We start from the raw sequence: 19,060 nt of genomic DNA, 5'->3' as shown, positions 1-19,060 counted from the left end.
ATGAATAAGAGATATTTTTTCGATAGTCTGAAAACATTCCTGCTGCTCCTGCTGGTTTCCGGAGCTTCGGGATGTAATAACTGGCTCGATGTGAGACCCGAGAACGAACAGCCGGTCGACGAATTCTGGAATAACAAGGAAGAGGTCGACGCTGTTATGATGGGCGCTTACCAGCAGCTTCGTAGCAGCCTCGAGTACCTGGTGAGGTGGGGCGAGTTGCGCGGGGATGTGATGGAACTCGGCCCGGGCCTGAGTTCTAACGAGAATATGCTGGCCGTCAAGGGACTCGATATAAAGTCCGACAACCCGATTTGCAAATGGCAGCCGTTCTACAATGCGATCGGTCGTTGCAATGCGGTTATCCAGTATGCGGCCGATGTGCTGCCGCGCGATAAAACGTTTACCGAGAAAGCCTGCGAAGCCTATATAGCCGAAGCGAAGTGGGTGCGTGCGCTCTGCTATTTCTACCTGGTCCGGACCTTCCGCGACGTTCCCTATATTACCGAAGCCTATCTGAACGACAGCCAGGAGTTCCGGATTCCCAAGAGTGACGGAATGGACATCCTGAAAACCGTGGTCCGGGACCTTCGCGCGTGCGAGCAGTTGATTCCGGTGGCTTACGATCCCGGTTCGTGGGAGAATAAGGGCCGCGCTACGGTGTGGGCGCTTTACGCTCTTGCCGCCGACATCTACCTGTGGCTCGGAGAGTACGACGAAGCGATCGCCATGTGCGACAATATCGAAAAGTCGGGCCTCTATACACTGCTTTCCGCAGAAGACTGGTACAGCATTTATTATCCGGGTAATTCCTCCGAGAGCATTATCGAGTTGCAGTGGGACGGTGCACAGCTCCAGAATAATAGCCTTTTCGCGTGGTTCTACAATGAGAGCGCCAATGCGAATAACTACGCCATTTCGGATGCCGCCATTGCCAAGTTCAACGAGTTTCCCGACGAACCGGACCTGCGCGGATCCGGGGCCAGCTACATCGAGGCGAGCGGTAAAATCTGGAAATATGCCGGAACGGCGCGCGGTGTCGAGAACCTGCGGGAATCTTCGCAGCGCGATGCCAACTGGATTTTCTACCGGCTGGCCGACGTGCTGCTGATGCGTGCCGAGGCGCTCGTCATGCGGGAAGGCGAAGGCGACATGGCCGCTGCTTATGCAATCGTCAAGCAGATACGGGAACGTTCCTTATATACGATGCACCCGGACATGCCTTCCAGCCAGTCTGAAATGATCGACCTGGTGTTGGACGAGCGTCTGCGGGAGCTCAGTTTCGAGGGCAAACGCTGGTTCGACCTGGTACGGGTGGCTACCCGCAACAACGGCGAGTATAAGAGCAAGCTGATCAAGCTGCTGCTCCAGAACGTAGCCGCCAAGGACCGTCCGCTTTACGAAGCCAAACTGCAGAATACCTACAGCTACTTCCTGCCGATTAATGAGGACGATATGTCAGCCAGCGGCGGCGTCCTCGTGCAAAATCCTTATTACTTGTAACCTAACCGACAAAAAAAGGACCTTATGCGTAAAATTATAGCAATCATAGCGGGCTTGCTGCTGCTGGGCAGTTGCGACGACCCGTTCAAGGATCAGGTGTTCCGCGCTTACGACGAAAAACCTGTCGGCGAATGGCTTTCCGAACAGCCCGAATTCTCGATGTGGGTCGAGATGCTCCGCAAAGTCAATCTCTACAACGCCATGAACCTCGGCTCCAGCCGGTTCACCTGCTTCGTGGCTGACAACGATGCCGTGCAGACTTATCTGCGGGAGAAGACGAGCTACCGGTCGATCGCCGAAATGCCTTTCGACGAAGTCGATTTCCTGGTGCGTTATCACATCGTCAACGGGGCCAAGATGGCCAGTGCGAACCTGATGCTGAAACTCTCGCTGCCGACTCTTACCGGCGATTACCTCACGGCCGGGGCCAACGTCGAGACGCAGCAGCGTTATATCGACAACGGTGAGGGCAAGGAACTTTCGTTCCTCGTCCGCAAGGATATTGACGTTTCCAACGGCGTGATCCACACGCTGGATAAACTGCTGGAGCCCCTGACCGTGAGCGTTTGGGGGATTATCTCCGGAAATGCCAATTATTCGATTTTCGCGGGTGCGCTTCAGGCCTGCGGTTTCGATACCTGGCTCGACAATACTTATCGGACGATCAACGAGACCACCATCCGGGAGAATAAAACCGTGTTGGTCGTGTCGGACGAGGTGTTCCGCAGCCGCGGCATCAACAGCCTGGATGACCTGAAAGCCTACTTCGGCGGCGGTGATCCCGCAGATTCCGAATCGGACTTCTATCAGTATGTGCGCTATCATCTGATGGATAAGCTGAACGGATATGCCGAACTGACCACCTTCCCCGCGGGCTACAAGTCCATGACGATCTATTCCTGCTCCGAGATCAAAGGTATTTCGGTGCTTGACACGGGCAGTGCCATCGATTTCAACCCTCAGGCCGGCGAGGAGAGTTTCCGCATTGTCGATGGACGGCGCGATATTCCTGCCAAAAACGGCTATGTCCACGAAATCAACAACCTGGGCCTGCTTCCGCAGACTATGGCCCATTACGTCGTGGTGTGGGAACCTACCGATAAAGTCGAGTTCCAGGCTATTCCGTTCTACCGTGCTGAGAAGACCTCGGGCAGCGAGGTTCAGAAATTCGACCTGATAGCAAACGACCTTGAAATTCCCGGAATCCGCTGGGAGTCGATTCCCGCAACCAAGGCGCAGGTATGGTATCACAGCGCATATGTGGACAACGGACGCTATCTTAACAGCGACGCCCTTTATTGGGATATGGGTGACATCGGCTGGCTCGAAGTGGACATTCCTGTGCTGCCTGCCGGAACCTACACGTTTACGATCGAGAAATCGAACGACGCCGACTACGGCGGTAAGTGCAACATCCTGTGGGATGACGTTGCTATGGGCAACGACCGTAACTTCGTCAACGGCGATGCCGTAGGCAACTGGGGCAACCGTACGCTGACCAGCGAGGAGACACACACGGTACGGTTTACGGTCGGTTCAGTCGGCGGAACCTGCGGATTCGACCGCATTACCTTCGTTCCTGTGGAATAGTAGTTCTTTATGCCTGAATCTAAAAAATGAAGAATATGTATATTTCTGAAAATAAGATTATAAAAGCGTTGTGCGGCCTTGCTGTTTTGGCCGTCTCGGCTTGTACCAATGCCGTGGACGACTACTACACGGGCGGTGAGACTGCTACCGGAGAGGGAACCGTCCTCGAATACCTGGAGAGTAATCCCGACTATTCCGATTTCGTGAAACTCGTCGGGGAGACCGGCCTGACCGGAATCCTGTCGGGTTCGGATCTCGTAACGGTCTGGGCCCCGGTCAATTCCCGGATGCCCGCGGAGGTCGCTTCAATGAGTCCCTCCGAGAAACTGCGTCTCGCGCGCAACCATATTTCGATTACGACGGTTTTCAGCCGTAATCTCGACCGTCTTTCGACCGTGGGGACCATGGCGGGCAAATACCTGAGCGTGGAGCATACTTCGGGTGTTTATTCCATCGACGGCGTAGCGCTCTCCGAACTCGACCGGGTATTCGAGAACGGCGTTGTCCACCGGGCTTCCGAGTGGCTTACGCCCCGCAAAAACCTCTACCAGTGGCTCGAAGAGGTCGGCGATGAGTACTCGCGTTTCCGCGATACGCTTTTTGCCCATAACCTGCGGGTATTCGACAAGGAGAACAGTCCGATCATAGGCGTCGACGAGAATGGCCGGATTATCTACGATTCGGTGTGGATCGTGAAGAACGACCTGCTGAACGACCTCGACCTGAACGACGAGAGCGTGCGTTATACGCTTCTCGCTCCGGACAATGCGGCTTTCGAAGCGATGTTCCGCGAGAAGACGGAGTATCTGGAAAGCGTCGAACGTGAAGTAACGCAGGATGATACCCTCAAGTGGGTGAACTGGATGATGCAGGCGGCGCTTCACAGCGGACTGGTCGATTTCCAGCCGAATAGTTCCCTGAAATCGGTGCTCGGAAAGGATGTTCGCACCAATTACCAGACGGTGCTCGATCCCGTCGAGATGAGCAACGGCCGCATTTATCCCATGAGCAAATGCTATGTTCCGCGCAGCGTTTATTTCGAGTCGCTCGAATTCAATCCTTACTATTTGCGCAAGGAGATTGTCGACGGTGGGAAAGGCTTTTCGCAAGTAAATCCCGGACCCTACGACTCCTACAAAAGCACGATTAATAACTTTAACAGCCGGTTGGTTCCCGATAAACTGGCGGCTTTCTTCCAGTATACGACCAATTTCCAGGACAACTATTACCAATTCAAGAGTTGTACGTACGATGAGGAGCAGTTGACGAACATTCCGCTCAGCATTATGCCGGGTAAGTACCGGGTCCGCTGCCATCTGGTCAGCTATAAATACGGCAATGCCAACCAGACCGATATTCTCGATGTTTACCAGGTTCACGGCGAAAACGACATGACCCTGATCGGACGGGCCGAGGGTATCGTGGCCAATGCGTTCGACGACGGACAGGCTACCGGTAACAGTACGATCGGTCTGCTGACCAATGAATATGAAGTCACCGGTAAATACCAGCCGCTCGAACTGCGGATCGTCATTCCCGGCAAGTTTACCGTGGGTGAGAAGCGCCGCATCTGTGTGGGCCGGATCGTTCTGACCCCGACCGATAATTATTAACCCCTTAAAAGAGTGTAAAATGCGTAATTCTATCAAATACATTTTGTTCCTGTTCGTGCTCTTTGCAGGGGGGCGAACGACGGCGCAGCAGTACCGTGATCCGTCGGAAAGCCGTCAGATCGTGGGTCTCGTGCTGGATGCCGATACCCGGAAGCCGCTCGAAGCGGCGCAGGTCAGTTCCGGCGAACTGGCGCGTTCGGTGGTCAGCGGCCCGAAAGGTGTTTTCCGGGCTAAGATTTTCTCCGACCGGGCTACTATCAACGTCGCGAAGGATGGCTATTTCACAGCCCGCGTGAACCTGCTCGGCCGCGACAGCGTGGTGGTCTATCTGATGCAGGCGGACAAAACCCTGGCGACCGACCACTATTCTTCGCCCGACGGTGAGGTTCCGATGTCCGACCGCATCGGATCGGCCGGATCGGTGGGCATCAAAGACATCAACCGCGGTTATTTTACGGCGAGCGACGCCCTCACGGGCCGTTTTGCGGGTTTGCGCGTGAGCAACAAGAGCGGCATGGTGGGGGAAGGTTCCTTCTTCAACCTGCGCGGTAACCGTACCCTGCTGGGCCAGAATACACCGCTGCTGGTTGTCGACGGGGTTCCTTTCCTGTCGGACCAGAATACGTCGAACATTATCAACGGTTTTTCGGGCGACCTGCTCGAACCGGTCAGCCTGGGTAACATCGAGCAGATTACCTTCCTGAAAGGAGCCGATGCGATGTCTTACGGCTCGCTCGGCAGCAACGGCGTGCTGATGATCAAGACCGAACGCGGTAAGGTCAGCCGGACGCTGGTCGAATTGCAGAGCGTCGAGGGCGTGGGCTTTATCAACAAGAGGCTGCCCCTGCTCTCGGGACTCGACTTCAGCCGTTACATCGCCGACATTGCCGGCAGCTACTACGCTAATTCCGAGGAGATCGGCAAAGCATTCCCCTTCCTGAGCGGCAATATGACACCCGGCGAAAAAGTGCGTTACGGTTTTAACACCGATTGGCAGAAAGAGATTTATTCGCCCGCCTTCGTGTCGGATAACATGCTCAAGGTACGGGGCGGCGACGCTGTGGTCCAGTACCTCGTTACGGCCGGCTACCAGAAAGGAAACGGCGTGGTCGACGGAACCTCGCGGGATAAGTTCTACACCAACGGTAACACCAACATCAACTTCAGCGATAAACTGAGCGCCTTTGCGTCGATCTCGTTCGACTTTCTGGAGATGAAACTTCAGGAACAGGGGCTTTCGCCTGAAACCAATCCGCTGTTGGCGGCCTATTCACACTCTCCGCTGACCGGAATCTACGAGGTCGATAACAGCGGAGCTATCCTGACCGAATATGCCCGGATCGACCCGGTGATGAACGTTTCCAATCCTGTGGCTATGCTGACCGGCATCGAGGGCAAGAACAAAATCTACGATTTCCTTGTCAACACGGGCCTGAATTATAAAATCCTCAAAAACCTGACGGCCGATATGACGTTCGGTATCTACTACCGCTATGTCAAGGACGATATTTTCATCGGCGGCCTGAGTTCGGGGACCATTGCTCCGCTGATGGGCGGCCTCGCCCTCAATACGGTTCGCAGCGGCTCTTCCGAGTCGAGGGACTATTTCGGCAAGGTCGGCGTATCCTACAATTTCTCGACCGGCAGTCACAACCTCGATCTGAAAGCGGGGTGGCAGATGATCTCCTCGCGTACGCAGGCCAGCAGCGGCTCGGGTATCAACACCACGACCGACCGTTACCGCACGCTCTCCAACGTCTCCTCCGTGGGCCGTTCTTCGGGCGGTTATGCCGAGGTCCTGAACTGGATGAACGCCTACCTGAAGGCCGATTATAATTACCGGAACCAGCTGTACCTTTCGGCGATCGGGATCGTGGACGCTTCTTCGACCTACGGCAAATACAGCGACCGCTGGTATGTTTTCCCCGGCGTCAAGGCCGGCTGGAAAATCAGCAACGCTCCGTTCCTGCGGAACAGCAATGCTGTCTCCAACCTGATGCTGCGGGCCGAATACAGCGTCAATCCCAACAGCCGTTACAGCAGCGCCTATGGCAGCTATTACTACATGCTGCAACTGCTGCGCGACGTGAGCGGCCTGGTACGCGCCGGCGTTCCCAACCAGAAGATAGGTCCCGAGCGTGTAACGAACCTCGACCTTGGCGTGGATTTCTCGCTGCTGGGCGATAAGTTCACGGTGAGTGCCGACATATTCCAGGAATACACCCGTAACATGATTGTTGACACCAAGGCTTCGCCTGTTTACGGATCGGGTGTCATCTATAAGAACAGCGGTTCGATGCGTTCGCGCGGCGTGGAACTCAGCGCCAGTGTTCTGCTGACCGGCGGTAAATTCCGTTGGCGCGTCGGCGGTAACATCGCTTACTATAAGACCCGTATCATGAGCCTCGGCGGCCAGGATCAGCAGATTATCGATCTCGGCGACGGCGTTACGCTCATCAACAAGGTCGGCGAAGCTCCTTTTTCCTATTACGGCCACCGTGCCGACGGTGTTTATGCCACTTCGGAGCAGGCCGCTGACGAAGGCCTGACGACCTTGAGCGGTTATGCTTATACGGGCGGCGATATGCGTTTCCGCAGCCTCGACGGCGACAAACTCATCACGGACGGCGACCGGGAGGTACTCGGATGCGCCGACCCCGATTTCTTCGGCGGTTTCTATACCCGGATGACCTGGAAGGGCTTTTCGCTTTTCGCTAATTTCGCTTACAGCTACGGCGGCGAGGTTTACAACGGAACCCGTCGTTACAACGAGCTGGGCAAGGGCTTTACCAACCAGGCGGCCAGTATGGGGCGCCGTTGGGTGGCCGAGGGCCAGAAAACCGACATTCCGCGTGTGGTTTATGGCGATCCCGCCGGTAACAACCGTTTCTCTTCACGTTGGATCGAAGATGGTTCCTACCTGAAACTCAAGGAGCTGACCATTTCGTGGGAGACCAAGAAGAAACTGCTTTTCATGACCGGATTCAAGGTCTTCATCACGGGTGAAAACCTGCTCTGCTTTACGGATTACAAGGGTTCCGACCCTGAATTCGCCTACTCCTACGATATGGCCATGGTAGGACTGGACGTTGCGAAGGTTCCCGTACCGAAATATGTGAAAATCGGTCTTATCCTGAATTTTTAACGGTGAAAACGATACGAGTTATGAAACTTTTCAAAAAGATAATGCTTGTCCTGAGCGCTGCTTCGCTGGCGTCCTGTTCGGATTTCTTCGAGCAGACGCCGGATAATATGCTCGACGCGGACGATAACTATACCGAACGTTCGAATATATACGCTTCCTTCATGGGTCTGTTCGGAACCTTGCAGGATGTAGCTCCCAAACTCGTGGTAACAAGCGAGCTGTGGGGCGATCTGATAACTCCTACGGACCAGGCTCCCGACAGCTACTGGGAGGTATTCCGCTACGACGTTCAGCCGGATAATTCGGTAGCCGATCCTACGCCGCTGTACCGCATTGTAATGAACTGTAACGACTTTCTGCGCAATACGATCGAGTATAACAAAAACTATCCGGGCGTTATTCCGACCACCACTTACCGCCAGATGATTGCCGGTACGGTTACGCTGCGTTCCTGGGTTTACCTTAATATCGGCAAACTTTACGGCAAGGCGGTCTATTACGACTATGCGATGACCGGCGAGACGGACCTGAGCAAACTTCCCGTGCTGACGTTCGACGAGTTGATTCCCGAGCTGATCTACTTTATGAATACCGGCGTGGATAACGTCAACGGCCTCCGCCGCGTGGACATCAACACGATGTTCGGCACAACGGGTATCTGGAACAGTATCACCATCTCTCCCGACGCCTTGCTGTGCGAACTTTACCTTTGGAACAAGGATTACGAATCCGCTGCCAAGAAGGGGATCAACCTGATTACGGGACAGGCCCTGACGCCTGCCGGAGATGTCAATAAATTCACCCTTTCGGAGCAGTTCGGCAAGACGAAGATGTGGAGTACGCTCTTCTCCGATTCTCCGGCCAACCCCCAGACCAACGAGGGCCTTACGATGGTGCTCTACGATTATTCGCAGCGCCAGATCAATCCGCTCTATTCGCTCTTTTCCTCCGAGCCGGCATGTGAATATTACATGAAGCCGACTTCGGTGATGACCTCCCGTTTTTCGACCCGCGCCGATTACCAGTTGTCGGGTTCTCAGGTTGCCGCCGATCCGCGCAACAATCCGGTAACTTATACGACAAGCATGGGGGAGAGCGTGGTCAATAAATACAATTATATCCGTTCTATCCAGAGCCAGGATGCCCCGATCTATATTTACCGGGCGGCGGAAATCCACTTGATGATCGCCGAGGCGCTCACAGCCTTGGGCAACTACGATGCCGCCGATGCCATTATCAACGACGGATTCAAGCCTTACTGGGTTGCGGGTAACCGCTACAATCCGCCGTTCGATGCGCCGATCTATGCTTATGAGAAACTGAAAGGAGGCCTCGGCGTTCGCGGAAGGCTCAACATTCCGGCTGTTCGTTCGACCGACGAACGGTTTATGGGGGATATAGCGTCCAATAGCCCGGAGTACACCGAACGCAGGCGCCAGGTACTCGACAGCCTGATTATCGAGGAGACCGGCCGCGAGCTGGCCGGCGAGGGAAAACGCTGGTTTGCGATGATGCGTATTGCCCGCAACAACAACGATCCGGCGATGCTTGCCCGGATGGTTACCCGTAAGTTCCCGGTCGCAGAACGTCCTGCTTATGAGGCGAAATTGCAGGACCCTGCTGCCTGGTTCATCGATTACGACCTGGAACTGGACAAATAAGAGAATTCGAATCATTACGAAGATAAAGCTATGAAGAAGTTTTTGATCATACTGCTGTCGGCAGTAATCGCAATAGGAGCCTTTTCGTGTTCGAAGGACCTGACCGAGGAGACTCCGCTGATCGACATGGGCGGCTCGGACGAGGGCGGCTCGGCGGGTAATCCCTACTGGGACTGGGCCGATAAGTTCCCGGGTATCGTTTCCGCAAGCATCGAACGCGCGTTCGATGTGCAGGTTCCGGTGAAGGGCGGCTACCAACCGCTCGCTTTCGCCCCCGATTCGGCCGTGCTTCAACGCTCGGGCCTCTACGTCGCTTCGGGCGATCAGGTCGAAGTCGAGGTCCCCGAGGGAACCTCCGACCTGCAATACCAGATCGGCATCGGCCACGAGCTGCTTTCCGGACAGCTCCGTCAGCGTTACGGGAATGTCGTAACGCGGGGTGCGCTTCACTCCGGAAAGAATACCATTTCGAGCCATTTCGGCGGTTTCCTCTATTTCTGCTACCCGGCCGATAAGGTTCCGGCAGGGGATATAACCGTTACGGTCAGCAACGCGGTTGCCTCCGACGACTATGTGCAGGGCGAAACCCGGTTCGGTGACTGGATCAATACCATGATCGAACGTGCTGCGCTGTTGGCTGCACCCAGCGAGGATCCCGATTCCATGGCGTTCCTCAACTGGACGGAACTGGTTTCCGACAAGGTAATCCTCACGGCAGGCGTCTCCGAAATGAGCGCGATGACCGACCCCGACGGCGTTCTGGATTACTACGGAAAGATCGCTGACGCCTATTACCGTTTCGGAGGCTACGATCCTGCAAACCAGCCTCCCATGCGTGTTTATTCCGACATCCAGCTTCCGGATGCCGGGCAGACGGCCCTTTTCCCGACGCCCGTTGTCCAGCAGTACGGCGGCTATCCCATCGGGTTTCTGCGCGGAGAGTCTACCTCGGTGTTCGTGGACGAGAAGAAGCTGATCAACCTGAATCTGTTGCAGGCTCAGACCGACGGATCGACCAATTGGTTCAACGTCTTCTTCGGCTTCGGGGAAGCGGTGAAAAGTCCGTGGCAGGAGAGCAGCAAACTGTTGCAGCCCACGCTGAACATCGGCTACTACCACTACGCGCGTACGCTCGGCATGTGGCCCGGACAGGTGATCAACTTTGCCGACAACGTCGATAAACTCAACAAGGAATTCGACCGCACGACCAACAACCGCGACAACGGCATCATGTACGGCCATGCCAACGACAATGTCCGCACGACGATGCAGAAGCAACTGGCCGATTACCTGGGCTGGGGTCTTTTTCCCTATGTTTCCCAGCGTGCCCGTGAGCTCGGTTTCAAATACGAGCCCGACGAACTGCTCGAAGGGCAGGCTGCCTGCGACTTCTTCGTGATGAGCGCCTGCGAATACGCCGACCGCAACCTGCTGCCGTTCTTCCGCCGCTGGCATTTCCCCTGCTCGACCATCGCCATCCGGTACATGAAACAGTTCCGTGAACTGGGCGAGAACGAGCAGTTCTGGACCAGCTACGACGGCTCTACGGAACCTTCGTTCGAGACACGGACTCCGAACAAGACCATCACGCGACCCTCCTGCCGACTGAAATTCGACATGGAAGATGCCGACGACAAACTCAACTGGTATCTGCGGGGCGTAGCCTGGGATTACAATGCTTATAACGATCCGGTCAATCCCCGGTGCGACACGGTCGTCAAGAAAGACGGGACGAAGTTCATCGGCAACTCGATCGCCAACCCGGCCTGGAAAAACGTGTTCGACGGCAACACCAGCAACATGAACGGACTTCTCGGCCACATGCAGCCGGAGACCGGTTCGATGTGGGCCCATATCCCGTTCTACATTCTGAACTTCACGGGTCCGGGCGAAGATACTCCCGAGGACGACGACTTCGAATATTCGCAGGAGCCGGTCACGTTCAATACGTTTGCACTCTGGAACGTCGCCAACTACTATTTCACGAGCTACATCTACGACATCCAATACTACGACGATGCTGACGGCGTCTGGAAACCCACCGTCCCCAGCGAATTCAAGCTGCTGTACAATTCCAACTGGGAGTTTTATTATTTCGAGCAGGAGTACACGACGACCAAGATACAGTTCAAGTTGCAGCCCATTACGCCGGGTACTTCGGGGTATTCCATTACGCAGATGTGCGAGATGAGCTTCGGACTGGTCGAGGAGAAGACAGAATAACAGGCAAAAGAAATTTATAGATCATGAACAAAACCCTTTTTGCATTGGGAGCTTCGGCCGCGGCGCTCGCCGCAGGCAGCGCAACGGCGGCGAAACAACCCAACATTATCCTGATTATGGTCGACGACATGGGTTACTCCGATGTCGGATGTTATGGCGGCGAGATTCCCACGCCCAACATCGACCGCCTTGCGCAGAGCGGCGTACGCTATACGCAGTTCTATTCCACGGCCCGCTCGTGTCCCACGCGCGCCAGCCTGATGACGGGACTCTATGCGCACCAGGCCGGTATCGGCGGAATGTCGGAAGACCCTGTTCCCGGACGCAAACCGGGCGATCCGCGTCCTAAAAAGCCCGCCGCCTACCAGGGCTACCTCAACCGGAACTGTGTGACGATGGCCGAGGTGCTGAAAAGTGCGGGCTACCATACCTACATGTCGGGCAAATGGCATTTGGGCATGCATGGGCAGGAGAAATGGCCCTTGCAGCGCGGTTTCGACCGTTTCTACGGCATCCTGGCCGGAGCGAGCAGCTACCTCCGGCCGCACGGCGGACGCGGGCTCACGCTCGACAACACCAAGCTGCCGCCCCCGGAAACTCCGTATTACACCACGGACGCTTTCACCGATTATGCCATCGAATTCCTCGACAGCAACAAGGGCGACGGAAAGCCTTATTTCCTCTACCTTGCCTATAACGCACCCCACTGGCCGCTTCACGCCAAGCAGGAGGATATCGACAAGTTCCTCGGCAAGTACGATGCGGGCTGGGAGAAGACCCGCGAAGCGCGTTTCCGCCGCATGGCCGAACTGGGCCTCGTGGACGACACGTGGGAACTCGCCGAGTGGGAATCGCGCCATTGGGAGGACTTGACGGAGACCGAGCGGAAAAACTCCGCCCTGCGTATGTCGGTCTATGCCGCACAGGTTCATTGCATGGACTACAATGTGGGCCGCGTGCTCGACTGGGTGGAGAAGAGCGGCGAAAAGGAGAATACGCTGATTGTCTTCCTCTCGGACAACGGCGCCTGCGCCGAACCGCACACCGAGACCGGTTTCGGTACGGTGGCCGATATCAACGACCCCAACAGTTGGGTGGCTCCGTCCTACGGACTGCCGTGGGCGCAGGTCAGCAATACGCCGCTGCGCAAGTATAAAGTGCGTGCCTACGAGGGCGGACTTGCCGTTCCGCTGATCGTTTCGTGGCCCGGGCGCTTCTCGCGCTTCGACGGCCAGATTCGCAACAATGTGAGCTTCCTGCCCGACCTGATGGCGACCTTCGTGGACGTTTCGGGAGCGACATATCCTGCCTCTTACAACGGAAACGACATCCACCCGCTGGAGGGCAAGAGTCTCGTGCCGACAATCCGCAAACCGAAGACCGTGCTTCACGACTACCTGTTCGGCGAGCATTTCGACAACTGCTACGTGCGCCACGGCGACTGGAAGGCCGTCAAGGACGAGAAATCGAAGGAGTGGGAGCTGTTCAACATTCCCGCCGACCGCACCGAGCGCCGCAACGTCGCCGCGGAGTATCCCGAGATTCTCAGCGAACTCGTGGCCAAATGGAAGGTGTGGGCCGACACGCACGAGGTATACCCGAAGAAACTGAACAAATAGCTTTCGCAGCCCGGGATGGTTGGATGCCGTCCCCGTGTTGTGCCGGTTTTGGGCCGGTGAATACGAGCCGCGGGGTCGCCGCGGCTCGTATTTGCAGGAGGCTTCCGGGCCGCAAACGCCTGGAAGGATATACGAAAACTTTAAATTTGTCCGTTCAGAAACAAATTTTTACCTTTACTGTGGTACTCCGTATGAAAAAATTCATCATATCGCTCTTTTTCCTGATCGGATGCGCGGGCTTCGCCGCGGCCAGGAACTATGCATTGGTCAGCTACAACGCCGATAACGGCCTTTCGCACAACACGGTCCGCTGCATTGCCCAGGATCAGCGGGGATTCATGTGGATCGGCACGGCGGACGGCCTGAACCGTTTCGACGGAATTGCATTCCGCGCTTATAATTCCGAAAATCTCCGGCACGGGCTTCTGAACACGTCGGTCCATGCGTTGTGTGCCGACCGGAAGAACCGCCTGTGGGTCGGAACCGAGCAGGGCGTTTATCTGTACGATGAGCGTAAAGATGTATTTTTCCCTTTCAGCGTGCGTACCCAGTACGGTGTGGTTATCACAGGACGCATCACCCGTATATTTGAGAACGGCGACGGCAAAATCTGGATCGGTACGGAGGCCCAGGGCTTTTTCATCTACCATCCCGAGGACGGCGAACTCGAACAGAACAGCCGCCTGGCCGATGCCGTGACCGATATGGTCGGCGGTCCGGACTGGAATGTTTTCGTGAGCGCCCGCAACGGGACGGTCGCGGAGTTCGACAGCGAAGGAAAACAGCGCCTGGCCGTCTATTCGAAGGAGCAGGGCGGCCATGTGCCCTCTATCCGGTCGCTTTGTTACAGTAACGACGAACTGTGGGGCTGTTTCGAAACCGACGGACTTGCGAAAATGACGTGGTCGGGCGACAGCGCGGCGAAGTGGACGCACCGCCGGGACCTTTCGGCGCAGGTGCTGCTGCCGCTTTCACGCGGAGAACTGATGATCGGCTCCGACGACGGACTGTTCGTTTACTATACGGGTTCGGGGCAGGTCGATTCCGTGACGGACATGACCGCCCGCGGAGAAAACTACACCCATACGGTCAATGCCCTTTACCGCGACCGTGAGGGCGGAATCTGGGTCGCTACGCAGTATAACGGTATTACCTATCTTCCCCGCCGGCTCAAACCCATCGAGCACATGTCGCTCCGGATCGCGGAGAGGGGTAAAACGCTCGCCACGGCCTTTGCCGAGGACGACGACAGCAGCCTGTGGGTTGCGATCGACAAGCGGGGCGTCCTGAAAGTCGATGCCGCGGGCCGTGTCGATGAGGCTCCTTTCCGCGGCGGGTCCGAATCGTTCCGCCGCGAGACGAAGAACGTCCGGGCGATGCTTGTCGCCGGAGGCCGCCTGTGGCTGGGAACCATGTCCGGGGGTGTTTACGCCTGCGACCTGAAAACGGGGGCGGTGCGTAACTACCGGAACGATCCGGGGGTGAAAACATCGCTTTGCGACGACGACGTGGAGACGCTTTTTAGCGACGATGCCGGAACGGTCTATGCCGGAACACCGTGGGGATTTGCCCGGTACGACCGGCGTCTGGACGACTTCGTGCGGGTGAACAAAGGCGGCAACGACCTCTCCGTCTGTGACTTCGCTCAGGCCGGGCCGGGCCTGATCTGGGTGCTGGCGCGTAATAAGGGCGGATTCCTGTACGACACTTCGACCGGGGACTTCAAACACTACATGTTCGCCCGGAGCGGTACGCCCAACAGCGTCTGCATCCTGACCGACGGCCGCGACAATACGTGGCTGGGAACGGAGACAGGGCTGTTCCTGCTGAACCGGGAGACGCGCCATTTCGTGCCGTTCAACGCTGCCGACGGCATCCTGAAAGGGTTGGCGGTCGCAACGCTGGAAGAAGGCGACGACGGAACGCTCTGGATCGGGAGCAACAACGGTATCTTCAGCCTCGATGCCGAGACGCAGGAGGTGCGTTACCACCTGACCGTGCGCGACGGCCTTACCGGCAACCAGTTCAACGACCGCGCCTCGTTGCGCGCCCGCGACGGGCGGCTCTATTTCAGCGGTATCAACGGTTATTCGGCCTTCCGGCCCGAGACTTTGCAGCGCAACGGATTCGTTCCGTCGGTCTGCGTGACAGGACTTTTGCTCAACGACCGGTGGGTGGAGATCGACCGCGGCGGCAAGGACTCTTCGCCGCTCAAACGCCCGTTGCACCTGAACAAGGAGCTCCGGCTGAAATATAACCAGAACTCGGTCGGTTTCACCTTTGCGGCGCTGAGCTACCAGTCTTCGCCCAAGAACCGCTATGCCTACCGGCTTGCGGGGCAGGACAAGGAGTGGGTCTATTCCGATCGCAACGAAGCCCATTTCACCAACCTTTCGCCGGGTAAATACACCTTCGAGGTCCGCGGTTCGAACGACGACGGCGTATGGAGCGAGAATACGGCTACCGTCGCCTTCGTGATCCAGCCGCCGTTCTACCGCTCGACGGTGGCTGTCGTCGGTTACCTGCTGCTGCTGGGGCTGCTGGCCTGGTACGGAACCTGGTATGTCCGCCGGAAACACCGCCTGAAACTCGCCGAATTTGCCTTGCAGCAGGAGAAGATCAACTACCAGTCGAAGATCGACTTCTTTACCAACGTCGCCCACGAAATCCGGACGCCGCTTTCGCTTATCAAGGTTCCCCTGGAATCGATCCTGAAGGAAGACGAACATTTTCCGCCCAAAGTGAGGGACTACCTCCATGTCATGGAGAAGAATACGAGCAACCTGCTGGAGATGGTCAACCAACTGCTCGACCTGCGCAAAACCGAAGATACGGACTATACGCCGTCGATGCAGACGTGCGATGTCTCGGAGTTGGTCGACGACCTGTGCGCGCGTTTCGGTCCGGCTGCGGAGGTCGGCGGAATCAGCATCGAACGGTCCATCGAACCCGGCGTGGTGGCCCGGGTCGACCGCGACGCGATTTCCAAAATCGTGAATAACTTGTTATCCAATGCGTTGAAATATGCCCGGAGCAACTGTTGCGTAACCCTCGCCTCGGAAGGCAAACTTTTCCGCATCACGATCTCCGACGACGGGCAGGGTATCGTTCCCGAGGACATGGAGCGCATCTTCAACACCTTCTACCAGTCGGGCAACAGCAAGGGCGGAACCGGCATCGGACTGCCCCTGGCGCGCCTGCTGGCCATCAAGCACGGCGGAAGCGTCGTGTGCTCCAACTGCGAACAGAGAGGTGCGGTGTTTACCGTGGAGATTCCGCTCAATCCCGCGGCCGCAGAGTCCGGGGTGTCGTCCGAACCGGGTCCGGAGAGCAGTCCGGGTGCGGAAATACCCCCCCCCGCAGAGGACAATGGAACCTGTAAGATACTGGTTGTCGAGGATAACGACGACCTGCGCAGCGTGATTGCCGAGATCATCGGCGCCCGTTACGACGTGCTGACCGCCGCCAACGGCAAAATAGCGCTCGAAGTACTCGCCGACAACAACTGCGACCTGATCGTCAGCGACATCATGATGCCCGAAATGGATGGCTACGAGCTGTGCGAATACGTCAAGTCGGAACTCCGGTACAGCCATATCCCCATCATCCAGCTTACGGCGAAAACCTCGGTCGAGGACAAGGTCCGCGGACTGGAGTACGGCGCCGACGCCTATATCGAGAAGCCCTTCTCCTCGGAGCACCTCATGGCCCAGATCGACAGCCTGATCCGGAACCGCGAACGCATCCGCCGTGCGCTGCTCGCCGATACGGGCCATGCCGACACGGCATCGCTGGGTATCAGCAAGCGCGACGCGGAGTTTATCGAAAAGCTGAACACCCATATCGAGGAGCACCTCTGCGAGGAGACTTTCTACATCGAGCAGTTGGCCGAGAAGATGTTTATGAGCCGTTCGAACTTTTACCGCAAGGTCAAGAGCCTGTTCGGCATATCGCCCAACGATTATATGAAAACCTACCGCCTGCGCAAGGCCGCCGAGATGATCCGCAGCGGCGACTTCCTGATCAAGGAGATCTACGAGCAGGTGGGCTTCAAGACTTCGAGCTACTTCTCGGCCTGCTTCCGCGAGGAGTTCGGCATGACGCCCAAGCAATATAAGGATCAAAACTCAAAATCCAAGTAATGAAGAACAAACGATTGCTGTACCTGCTCGGGGCAGGTACGCTGACAGGCCTTGCAGGGTCTGCCGGGGCGCAGCAGCGTCCCAACATCATCTACATGATGGCGGACCAGTTGCGCGCCGACGTGCTGGGTTATGCCGGCGACGAACTGGCCGTGACGCCCAACATCGACCGGTTCGCACGCCAGTCGCTCGATTTTACCAACGCCGTGTCGGTCAGTCCCGTGAGCGCCGCTTACCGCGCCAGCCTCATAACGGGCAAATACACTTCGTCGACGGGCATGGTCATCAACGAACTGAACCTCAATCCCAACCACCGGACCCTGGCGCACGTGCTTACCGATGCGGGTTACCAGACCGGTTATGTGGGCAAGGTCCATTGGAACGACGCCCACCGCCGGCCCTACAAGCCCGGTCCCGAGCGCATGGGATTCGACGGATACTGGGCGGCCTATTCGTTCAACCACATCAATTACAACGCGTTCTACGATACGGACGGTCCCGGCGGCGAATCCGTGCATGTCAGCCTCAAGGGACAGTATGGTCCCGATGTTTTCACCGGGCTTGCACTCGACTACATCCGCGAACATGCCGCCGACGAACAGCCTTTTACGCTGATGCTCTCGTGGAGTCCCACGCACGATCCCTGGGTCCGCAAGAACGTTCCCGAACATTGCTATGAAAAATTCAAAGACGTAAAATTCAAGCTTCCGGAGAACTTCAACGAGAATCCCGATCCCTATATGGACCGTTTTTTCTCCGAGTATTTCAACGGCAAGGCCAGTTGGCGCGACGATTTCGTCAAGGGAGAAGGGTATAACGAGGCCATGCGCTGTTACTATGCGATGGCGAACTCCATCGACGAGCAGTTCGGACGCGTAGTGGGGCTTCTCGACAGCCTGGGCATCGCCGACAATACGATCGTGGTTTTTACGTCGGACCACGGCGAGATGATGACTTCGCAGGGCCGCATGTTCAAGATGATCTTCTACGACGAGTCGTGCCGCATTCCCTTCCTCATGCGCTGTCCCGGGGCGAAAACGGGCAAGACGGACGTTTGCCTCAATACGCCGGACATCGCGCCCACGCTGCTCGGCCTGGTCGGACTTTCCGACAGTATCCCGGCTGAGATGGAGGGCGACGACCTGAGTTTCGCCGTGCGCGGCGGGAAGGGGCAGGAGCCGTCTTTCGCCTTTATGCAGGGAATGGGACATACCCACCTTTGGCGCAACGGCTTCGAATGGCGTGCCGTGCGGGATAAACGCTATACCTATGCCCGCTATCTGCGCGACGGTTCGGAACTGCTTTTCGACCGGAAGAAAGACCCGTATATGATCCATAATGTTGCCGGCGACAAGAAATACGCGAAGGTGCTCGCTGCGCTCCGGGATGCGATGGCTGCCAAAATGGAGACCCTGAACGACGAGTTCAAACCGTGTACCTGGTATCGCGATAACTGGATGTACAAGGGATTCAGCATCAAGGCCGCTGCGCACGGCGAGTTCGGTCCGCTGCCTCCGATCGAACCGGTCCGCACCAAGGAATAGCTCCGGTAAGACGCAAAAAAAGA

General features: G+C 56.8%; 9 protein-coding genes. All 9 read left to right on the top strand.

Translation table 11 applies throughout. The features are described 5' to 3' along the window. The 9 genes from KG007_RS00780 to KG007_RS00740 all read left to right on the top strand — a co-directional run bounded on the left by KG007_RS00780 (position 1) and on the right by KG007_RS00740 (position 19,037). Positions 1-1,500, top strand: coding sequence for a RagB/SusD family nutrient uptake outer membrane protein (locus tag KG007_RS00780; protein WP_213346912.1), 1,500 nt, complete (start codon positions 1-3; stop codon positions 1,498-1,500). 24 nt (positions 1,501-1,524) lie between these two features. Further along, a complete protein-coding gene (locus tag KG007_RS00775) occupies positions 1,525-3,090 on the top strand; it encodes a fasciclin domain-containing protein (protein ID WP_213346910.1) in 1,566 nt (521 codons plus the stop codon). 35 nt (positions 3,091-3,125) lie between these two features. After that, positions 3,126-4,703 carry a fasciclin domain-containing protein gene (locus tag KG007_RS00770; RefSeq protein ID WP_213346908.1) on the top strand — a complete coding sequence of 526 codons (1,578 nt, stop codon included), beginning with the start codon at positions 3,126-3,128 and terminating at the stop codon, positions 4,701-4,703. A gap of 19 nt (positions 4,704-4,722) precedes the next feature. After that, entirely contained in the window at positions 4,723-7,848 is a 3,126-nt protein-coding gene (locus KG007_RS00765; RefSeq protein ID WP_213346906.1) for a SusC/RagA family TonB-linked outer membrane protein, read from the top strand. A gap of 20 nt (positions 7,849-7,868) precedes the next feature. Beyond that, the gene (locus KG007_RS00760) at positions 7,869-9,509 is read left to right on the top strand and encodes a RagB/SusD family nutrient uptake outer membrane protein (RefSeq protein WP_213346904.1); all 1,641 of its coding nucleotides are present in this window, start codon (positions 7,869-7,871) and stop codon (positions 9,507-9,509) included. Between the two features lie 30 nt (positions 9,510-9,539). Continuing rightward, positions 9,540-11,732, top strand: coding sequence for a M60 family peptidase N-terminal accessory domain-containing protein (locus KG007_RS00755; protein ID WP_213346902.1), 2,193 nt, complete (start codon positions 9,540-9,542; stop codon positions 11,730-11,732). Between the two features lie 23 nt (positions 11,733-11,755). Next, entirely contained in the window at positions 11,756-13,351 is a 1,596-nt protein-coding gene (locus tag KG007_RS00750) for an arylsulfatase (RefSeq protein ID WP_213346900.1), read from the top strand. A gap of 191 nt (positions 13,352-13,542) precedes the next feature. After that, entirely contained in the window at positions 13,543-17,493 is a 3,951-nt protein-coding gene (locus KG007_RS00745) for a hybrid sensor histidine kinase/response regulator transcription factor (RefSeq protein WP_213346898.1), read from the top strand. Beyond that, complete coding sequence (locus KG007_RS00740) at positions 17,493-19,037, top strand: sulfatase family protein (RefSeq protein WP_213346896.1); 1,545 nt, start codon at positions 17,493-17,495, stop codon at positions 19,035-19,037. The genes KG007_RS00745 and KG007_RS00740 overlap by 1 nt, the downstream gene beginning before the upstream one ends. The last annotated feature ends 23 nt before the right edge of the window (positions 19,038-19,060 follow it).

This window comes from Alistipes montrealensis (genome assembly GCF_018362775.1).
Classification (GTDB): domain Bacteria; phylum Bacteroidota; class Bacteroidia; order Bacteroidales; family Rikenellaceae; genus Alistipes; species Alistipes montrealensis.
Note: the sequence above shows the minus strand (reverse complement) of the source record. Positions and strands in the feature narration are given on the sequence as shown.

Coding starts and splice junctions, on each gene's coding strand:
- KG007_RS00780 (WP_213346912.1), top strand. CDS start 1: ATGAATAAGAGATATTTTTTCGATAGTCTGAAAACATTCCTGCTGCTC.
- KG007_RS00775 (WP_213346910.1), top strand. CDS start 1,525: ATGCGTAAAATTATAGCAATCATAGCGGGCTTGCTGCTGCTGGGCAGT.
- KG007_RS00770 (WP_213346908.1), top strand. CDS start 3,126: ATGTATATTTCTGAAAATAAGATTATAAAAGCGTTGTGCGGCCTTGCT.
- KG007_RS00765 (WP_213346906.1), top strand. CDS start 4,723: ATGCGTAATTCTATCAAATACATTTTGTTCCTGTTCGTGCTCTTTGCA.
- KG007_RS00760 (WP_213346904.1), top strand. CDS start 7,869: ATGAAACTTTTCAAAAAGATAATGCTTGTCCTGAGCGCTGCTTCGCTG.
- KG007_RS00755 (WP_213346902.1), top strand. CDS start 9,540: ATGAAGAAGTTTTTGATCATACTGCTGTCGGCAGTAATCGCAATAGGA.
- KG007_RS00750 (WP_213346900.1), top strand. CDS start 11,756: ATGAACAAAACCCTTTTTGCATTGGGAGCTTCGGCCGCGGCGCTCGCC.
- KG007_RS00745 (WP_213346898.1), top strand. CDS start 13,543: ATGAAAAAATTCATCATATCGCTCTTTTTCCTGATCGGATGCGCGGGC.
- KG007_RS00740 (WP_213346896.1), top strand. CDS start 17,493: ATGAAGAACAAACGATTGCTGTACCTGCTCGGGGCAGGTACGCTGACA.